Here is a 6,158-nt window from a genome sequence, read left to right as displayed (position 1 = left end):
GCCTCCCCGAGCGCCACCGCAAGCAGCTCCCAGGGCACCGTCACCGTCACCGAAGACGGCGTGACCGTCAACGGTGCAAACGGTACCGGCGTCACCGCAGACGCTAGCGGCAACGCAACCGTCAACGGCGGCTCGGCAGCTAACGGCTCGGCATCCAACAACTCCGGATCCTCCGCAAAGGTCGACGAGAAGGCAGGGGAGAGCGCCGGCTCCAAGAACAACTCGAACGGCACCTCCGGTAGCGTCACCGTCAGCGCCGCCAACGGCTACACCGTGATTCAGCTCGATGCTGACGGCGGCTGGTCCTACCACACCCCCAATGGTGACATCGTTGATGTGGAAGCTGACGGCTCTTGGGAACGCGTCGGTCCCAGCGGCAACGTAGAGGTGAATGCAGACGGCTCCTGGGAGCTCGTCGGAACCTCCGGTGTTGTCGAAGTGAAGGCTGATGGCTCCTGGGAGCGGACCGGTCATGGCGACTTCCAGGTACCTGCCGTACCCGTCAAGCCCGTCACTCCCCGCCGCTAGGAAGCTGGCTGATAAGCCGGGTGAAAACGTAGGCTATCCCACCCACTAGAATGCGGATAAACGCCCACACGCCCGGATAATCACACCCAAACTCGATAGAATTAACGCGGTTGGTTACACCGATAATCGTTATGGAATCCCACAAGGATTCTGCGCACGACGCGAATACGTCGCCAACTAGCCGCACCATACTAACAACCACAAGGAGAAATAATGGCTATCGCCCCCGCAATGAAGAAGACCACCGCGGTTCTGTCCATCGCTTTCGCAGGCGCACTGGGCTTGAGCGCATGCGGCTCCCAGTCCTCTTCCACCACCAACAACACCGCGACTGCATCCGCATCCGCTTCGGCAACTGCGTCCGCAAGCGCATCGGCTAAGGCATCCTCTGCGGCAACCACCTCTGCAGCTTCCGCTTCCGCTACTGCAGACGTGAAGGTTGACAAGGACGGCAACGTCACCGTCAAGGCTAACGACGGCGAGGGCAACTCCGCAGACGTGAAGGCCGGCGCAGACGGCAAGGCTTCCGTGAACGCTAAGGATTCTGAGGGCAACTCCTCCAAGGTAGATTCCGACGAAAAGGGCACCAAGGCTGAGTCCAAGGACTCCGAGGGTAACTCCTCCTCCGCAACCGTAGAGGGCGACGTTGTTGTCTCTGAGGACGGCGGCTGGTCCATTCAGGGCGACGAGGGCCAGGTAGCTGTACAGGCTGACGGCTCCTGGAGCCGCCAGGACGCAAACGGCCAGGTCGCAGTCAAGGCTGACGGCTCCTGGAGCATCCAGGCTAACAGCGGCCTGCAGGCAACCGTGGACGCATCCGGTGAAGTAACCTCCATCGTTGGCGGCGAGAAGGGTGACCTGAAGGCTCCGAAGGTTCCCGCAAAGCCCGCACAGGCTAAGGTCAACCCCGTCAAGCCCGCACAGCCCAAGTAAGCTGGTAAGAGCTAACAACGGCTAGTGACGCTCCGAGAGCGTGACAATCCGTGACGTATGAAGACGCCCCGCGCGCATCCGACCGTGATGCATGCGGGGCGCTTTTGTGTCTTCAAGCTACGCTCAACTTCTACAGAAAATAGGAAGCTTCGCATAACTGCTGTTAGGATTAGGGAGGCGCTCAGATTCTAGCGCTCACTCAACGAACAACCACACTATAGGTCTCCCCGGCATAGCACGGGGATCTACCAGAAAAGAGAACACAGTGAAGAAGTCTATTGCTGTTCTGTCCCTGAGCCTCGCTACAGCCCTCGGCCTTGCAGCCTGCGGCGGCAACTCCGGCACCAACTCTAACTCCTCCGCATCGGCAAGCGCATCTGCTTCTGCAACCGCAGGTAGCTCGAGTGCCTCCTCCAGCGCGTCTGCCTCGGCGAGCGCATCGGCTACCGCTTCCGCAACCGCAGGTAGCTCGAGCTCCTCCGCCAAGGGATCAGAGACCCAGGCGAGCGGTTCGTCGGCTAACCCCGCTCTGCCCAATGGCGCCAGCGATAGCAGCTACGGCCCGAAGGTCTACGAGACCTACAAGGAAGCTGTCGAAGAGGCGAAGAAGGACCCGAGCGCCAAGAAGACTACGAACACCGAAGGCAACGTGTACACCGCCTCTGACGGAAGCATCGCTATTGTCGAGGCTAAGAACGGTAACTACATCGCCATTAAGGACGACGGTAGCTGGCTGCGCGTGACCCCCGAGGGCGAGGTCGTCACTGTGGACGCGAAGGGCTCCTGGGGCCTCATCAAGCCCAACGGTGAAGTGGTTCATGTTGATGAGAACGGTGCAACTTCCATCGTGAATATTAAGACCTGGGAAACTTCGAGCGACTACCAGTCCCTGGATGTGCCCAAGACCCCGGCTCCGGCGGGAGATCTCCCCACCCCGAAGACCCCCGTCACGCCGAGCAGCGTGGCAACGAACTAGTAACGCCCATCGCCATAACCGGTGACTGACTAGACCCGTTCGCCCCGCACGTATCCCCCTGGATGCGTGCGGGGCGTTCTCGTACGCGTGCTCTCGGTCTTCGGTATTTTGCCCCGGCATTTCGGGTTCGGAGAGGCGCCGCCGGAGCCCAGACTTTTCCCAGGGAACGATGCTAGGATGGTGCCGTGCCCCAGACAAGGCACGTCAGCTACACCCATACACGGCGTCGTGACCGGGTTACGACGCTTGACGGAAAGAGAATGTCTCCGTGAAGAAGTCTATTGCTGTGTTGTCTCTAAGCCTGGCAAGCCTGCTCGGCCTGGCCGCCTGCGCCCCCGCTGTGAAGGCCCCCGTTGCCTCCCGTGATTCCGCATCGGCAAGCGCCTCTGCCTCGCCCTCCGCAGAGGACTCACAATCTGCCAGCGAATCCCCCTCCGCAAGTAGCGAGAGCTCTTCTAAGCCCTCTTCGAGCGCCTCTGCCCGGGAGACCGCTAGCAGCGACTCAACGGAGGAGGACGGGGCTGCCGAGTCGCGGAAGGCCGCCATGGATCTCTACAAAACGTACGCCCGTTCAGTCGCCGCCGCTGAGAGGGCCTCCAGCGTCGTGAAGGGCGAAAATGCCGATGGTAAGACCTACACCTCAGAAAGTAGCAAGGTCACTTTGGTTGCGGGGAAAGACAACGAGTACGTCATCCGCATCAAGAATGACGGTAGCTGGAGCCGTGCAAGGGCCAACGGCGAGGCGGAGCTAGTGAACCCCGACGGTTCCTGGATCAGGATTAAGCCTGACGGCGAACGCATCGCGGTCAAGGGGAGCGGTACCGTCTATATTTCCTACCACCAGGGCGACGTGCCCAAGGACCTCATTAACACCCTGGAAACCCCCAAGCTTCCCGCCCCCGTGGAAGGCGGCGTGGGCGTCCCCAAGGAACCTGTGAAGCCGACGAAGATCAGCTCGGTCACGAACTAAAATCCATAAGAAGCCTCACATATCGCGGCACCTCGGTCCGTGCGCATCCGTTTCCGATGCGCACGGACCGATTTATATCTGCCGGCGTCCTTTCAGGTCGGGGAAGGGGGACCCGGTAGCTCCCGATAGCTCTTACCAGGGTGGAATGTGACGGAATATGACAGGTCGTTAAGCCCCCAAGTCACAAAGCTCAACTCCCAGCGAACCACCCCCACCACGCTGGCATAATGGGGACAGCAAACCAACGCGCCCACACACGGCGCACCCAACAGGAGAGAAAACCATGAGCGAGAACACCACCCGCAGCGTACGCGTGCGCGCAAGCGAACTCGAAGGCCGAGCCTGGCTCAACACCGGCGACAAAAACCTCACCCTGCAGGATCTTCGCGGCAAAATCGTTATTCTCGACTTCTGGACCCTCTGCTGCATCAACTGCCTGCACGTCCTCGACGAACTACGCCCCCTCGAAGAAGAATTCTCCGACGTACTCGTCACCGTCGGCGTGCACAGCCCCAAATTCGAACACGAAGCAGACCCCGTAGCGCTCGCCGCAGCCGTCGACCGCTACCACATCACCCACCCCGTACTCGACGACCCCGACCTGACCACCTGGCAGGCCTACACCGCCCGCGCATGGCCCACCCTCGTCGTCGTCGACCCCGAAGGCTACATCGTCGCCCACCTCTCCGGCGAAGGCCACGTACAGGGCCTCACCTCCCTCGTACGCGAACTCGTCGCAGAACACGAAGCGAAGGGCACCCTGCACCGCGGCGATGGCCCCTACGTGCCCCGCCCCAAGACAGCAGGCACTTACGCCTTCCCCGGCAAAGCCATCGAACTGCCCGCCGAATTCGGCCCCGCAAACCTCTTCGGCAACCGCGAGCGCACCTACCTCGTCGCAGACAGCGCACGCCACCGCATCCTGCAGGTAGCCGCCGACCTCAACACCGTCATCAACACCTACGGCGGCGGCGATGACCCCATCAACCACCCCGTCAAAGGCCACGTCGACGGCACCGGCACCGAAGCACGCTTCAACGAACCCGCCGGCCTCGCCCTCGTACCCGAGAACCTGCGCGAGCAGCTCGGCTACGACGTGCTCGTCGCCGACACCGTCAACCACCGCCTGCGCTCCCTCAACCTGCGCACCGGCGAAGTACGCACCCTCGCAGGCAACGGCGTGCAGCGCGTCATCGACGGCGACAACGCCATCACCGGCGACCCCAACCACATCCCCGCCGGCGTACCCGCCACCGAAATCGCGCTCTCCTCACCCTGGGACGCCGTCTACTCCCGCGAAGCCGGCCAGTTCATCATCGCCATGGCAGGCACCCACCAGCTCTTCGGCTACGAACCCACCAACGGCACCGTCAGCATCTTCGCAGGCTCCGGCGTCGAAGGCCTCGCCGACGGCCCCGCCGCCGACGCATGGTTCGCCCAGCCCTCCGGCATCATCGAAGCACGCGACGGCAGCCTCTGGGTCGCATGCTCCGAAACCAGCGGCCTGCGCCACGTCACCTTCACCGAAGACGGCGTACAGGTCACCTCCGCCGTCGGCAAGGGCCTGTTCGACTTCGGCTTCGTCGACGGCGACTCCGACACCGCCCGCATGCAGCACCCCCTCGGCCTGACCGAACTGCCCGACGGATCCATCGCAGTCGCCGACACCTACAACGGCGCCATCCGCCGCTGGGACCCCGCAACCGGCACCCTCGGCACCCTAGAACGCGGCCTCGACGAACCCTCCGACCTGCTCGTCGAGGAAGTACCCGGTGAAGAACCGCGCCTCATCATCGTCGAAACCAACGCCCACCAGCTCGTACGCGCCTCCATCCCCGCCAAGGCACAGCACGTCGACGAAGGCGCCATCACCACCGCACGCCCCTCCACCAAGCTCACCGGCGGCACCCTCGAATTCACCTCACGATTCACCGTGCCCACCGGCCAGAAGCTCGACACCCGCTGGGGCGACCCCACCCAGCTGAAGATCTCATCCACCCCCGAGAACTTCATCCTGGAAGGCGCCGGCACCTCCACCGGACTGACCCGCACCCTCGTGCTCAACCCCGAAATCACCGAGGCAGTTCTACATATTACTGCCCGTGCCGCCGCCTGCGACGGCACTCCCGACGGTGACATCCCCGAGCACGCAGCATGTCACCTCTACCAGCAGGACTGGGGTATTCCCGTCGTCGTGACCGGTGACGAGGCAGACGAAAGCGAACTCGTCCTGGACCTGCGCGGTATCAACTAGGCGTCTATAAAAGAATCAAGGGCGATAAATATCATGCTGAACTTTCTTTCATTTGTGGAAATTGTGGTCATGCACTGCGGCGTAAAGGCCGCTGTCCTTATTGCGGTGCATGGAATCATTGATAATAGGGGAGAATGGGCCTTCGTTTTGCATAGATTCCAACGGCACGCATCAGCATAATGCGCTTTTCTGATTAAAATCATCGGTAAAAGTTCTCTTTTATCTTAAAATCTGATGATTGTCCTCCGTTCCTGAGCAGAATTTCGTGAATTCTGATGATTGTCCCCCGTTCCTGAGCAGAATTTCGCTAATTCTGATGATTGTACCCAGTTCCTGAGCAGATTTTCGTGAAATCTGATAAATGTACCCCGTTCCTGAGCAGAATTTCGCGAGATCTGATAATTGTACCCCGTTCCTGAGCAGAATTTTGTGAAAAACTGCAATTGTCCCCGGGTGTTTTGTCAGAATCACGCGATTTTCGGTCAGATCGGAAGAGC

General features: G+C 61.1%; 5 protein-coding genes and 1 pseudogene. 5 read left to right on the top strand and 1 reads right to left on the bottom strand.

Annotation, left to right across the window (positions count from 1 at the left end; translation table 11 throughout):
• The 5 genes and pseudogenes from Q0216_RS09210 to Q0216_RS09190 form a co-directional block, all read left to right on the top strand.
• A pseudogene (locus Q0216_RS09210) lies at nt 1-528 on the top strand (hypothetical protein); the annotation flags it as partial.
• A gap of 213 nt (nt 529-741) precedes the next feature.
• A complete protein-coding gene (locus Q0216_RS09205) occupies nt 742-1,461 on the top strand; it encodes a hypothetical protein (protein ID WP_298594749.1) in 720 nt (239 codons plus the stop codon).
• A gap of 265 nt (nt 1,462-1,726) precedes the next feature.
• Nucleotides 1,727-2,437: a transcriptional regulator gene (locus Q0216_RS09200; RefSeq protein ID WP_298594748.1), complete on the top strand. Its 711-nt coding sequence runs from the start codon at nt 1,727-1,729 to the stop codon at nt 2,435-2,437.
• 268 nt (nt 2,438-2,705) lie between these two features.
• The gene (locus tag Q0216_RS09195) at nt 2,706-3,407 is read left to right on the top strand and encodes a transcriptional regulator (protein ID WP_298594747.1); all 702 of its coding nucleotides are present in this window, start codon (nt 2,706-2,708) and stop codon (nt 3,405-3,407) included.
• A gap of 283 nt (nt 3,408-3,690) precedes the next feature.
• Nucleotides 3,691-5,661 (top strand): NHL domain-containing thioredoxin family protein, encoded by a 1,971-nt coding sequence (locus tag Q0216_RS09190; RefSeq protein ID WP_298594746.1) that lies wholly within the window; start codon nt 3,691-3,693, stop codon nt 5,659-5,661.
• Between the two features lie 219 nt (nt 5,662-5,880).
• Here the strand turns inward: Q0216_RS09190 and Q0216_RS09185 are convergent.
• Nucleotides 5,881-6,158, bottom strand: a 278-nt coding sequence (locus Q0216_RS09185; protein ID WP_298594743.1) for a hypothetical protein, incomplete at its 5' end; no start/stop codon positions are given.

The organism is uncultured Rothia sp., assembly GCF_937976295.1.
In the GTDB taxonomy this organism is placed as follows: domain Bacteria; phylum Actinomycetota; class Actinomycetes; order Actinomycetales; family Micrococcaceae; genus Rothia.
The sequence above is the reverse complement of the archived record's forward strand: the minus strand, read 5'-3'. Positions and strand labels throughout refer to the sequence as shown.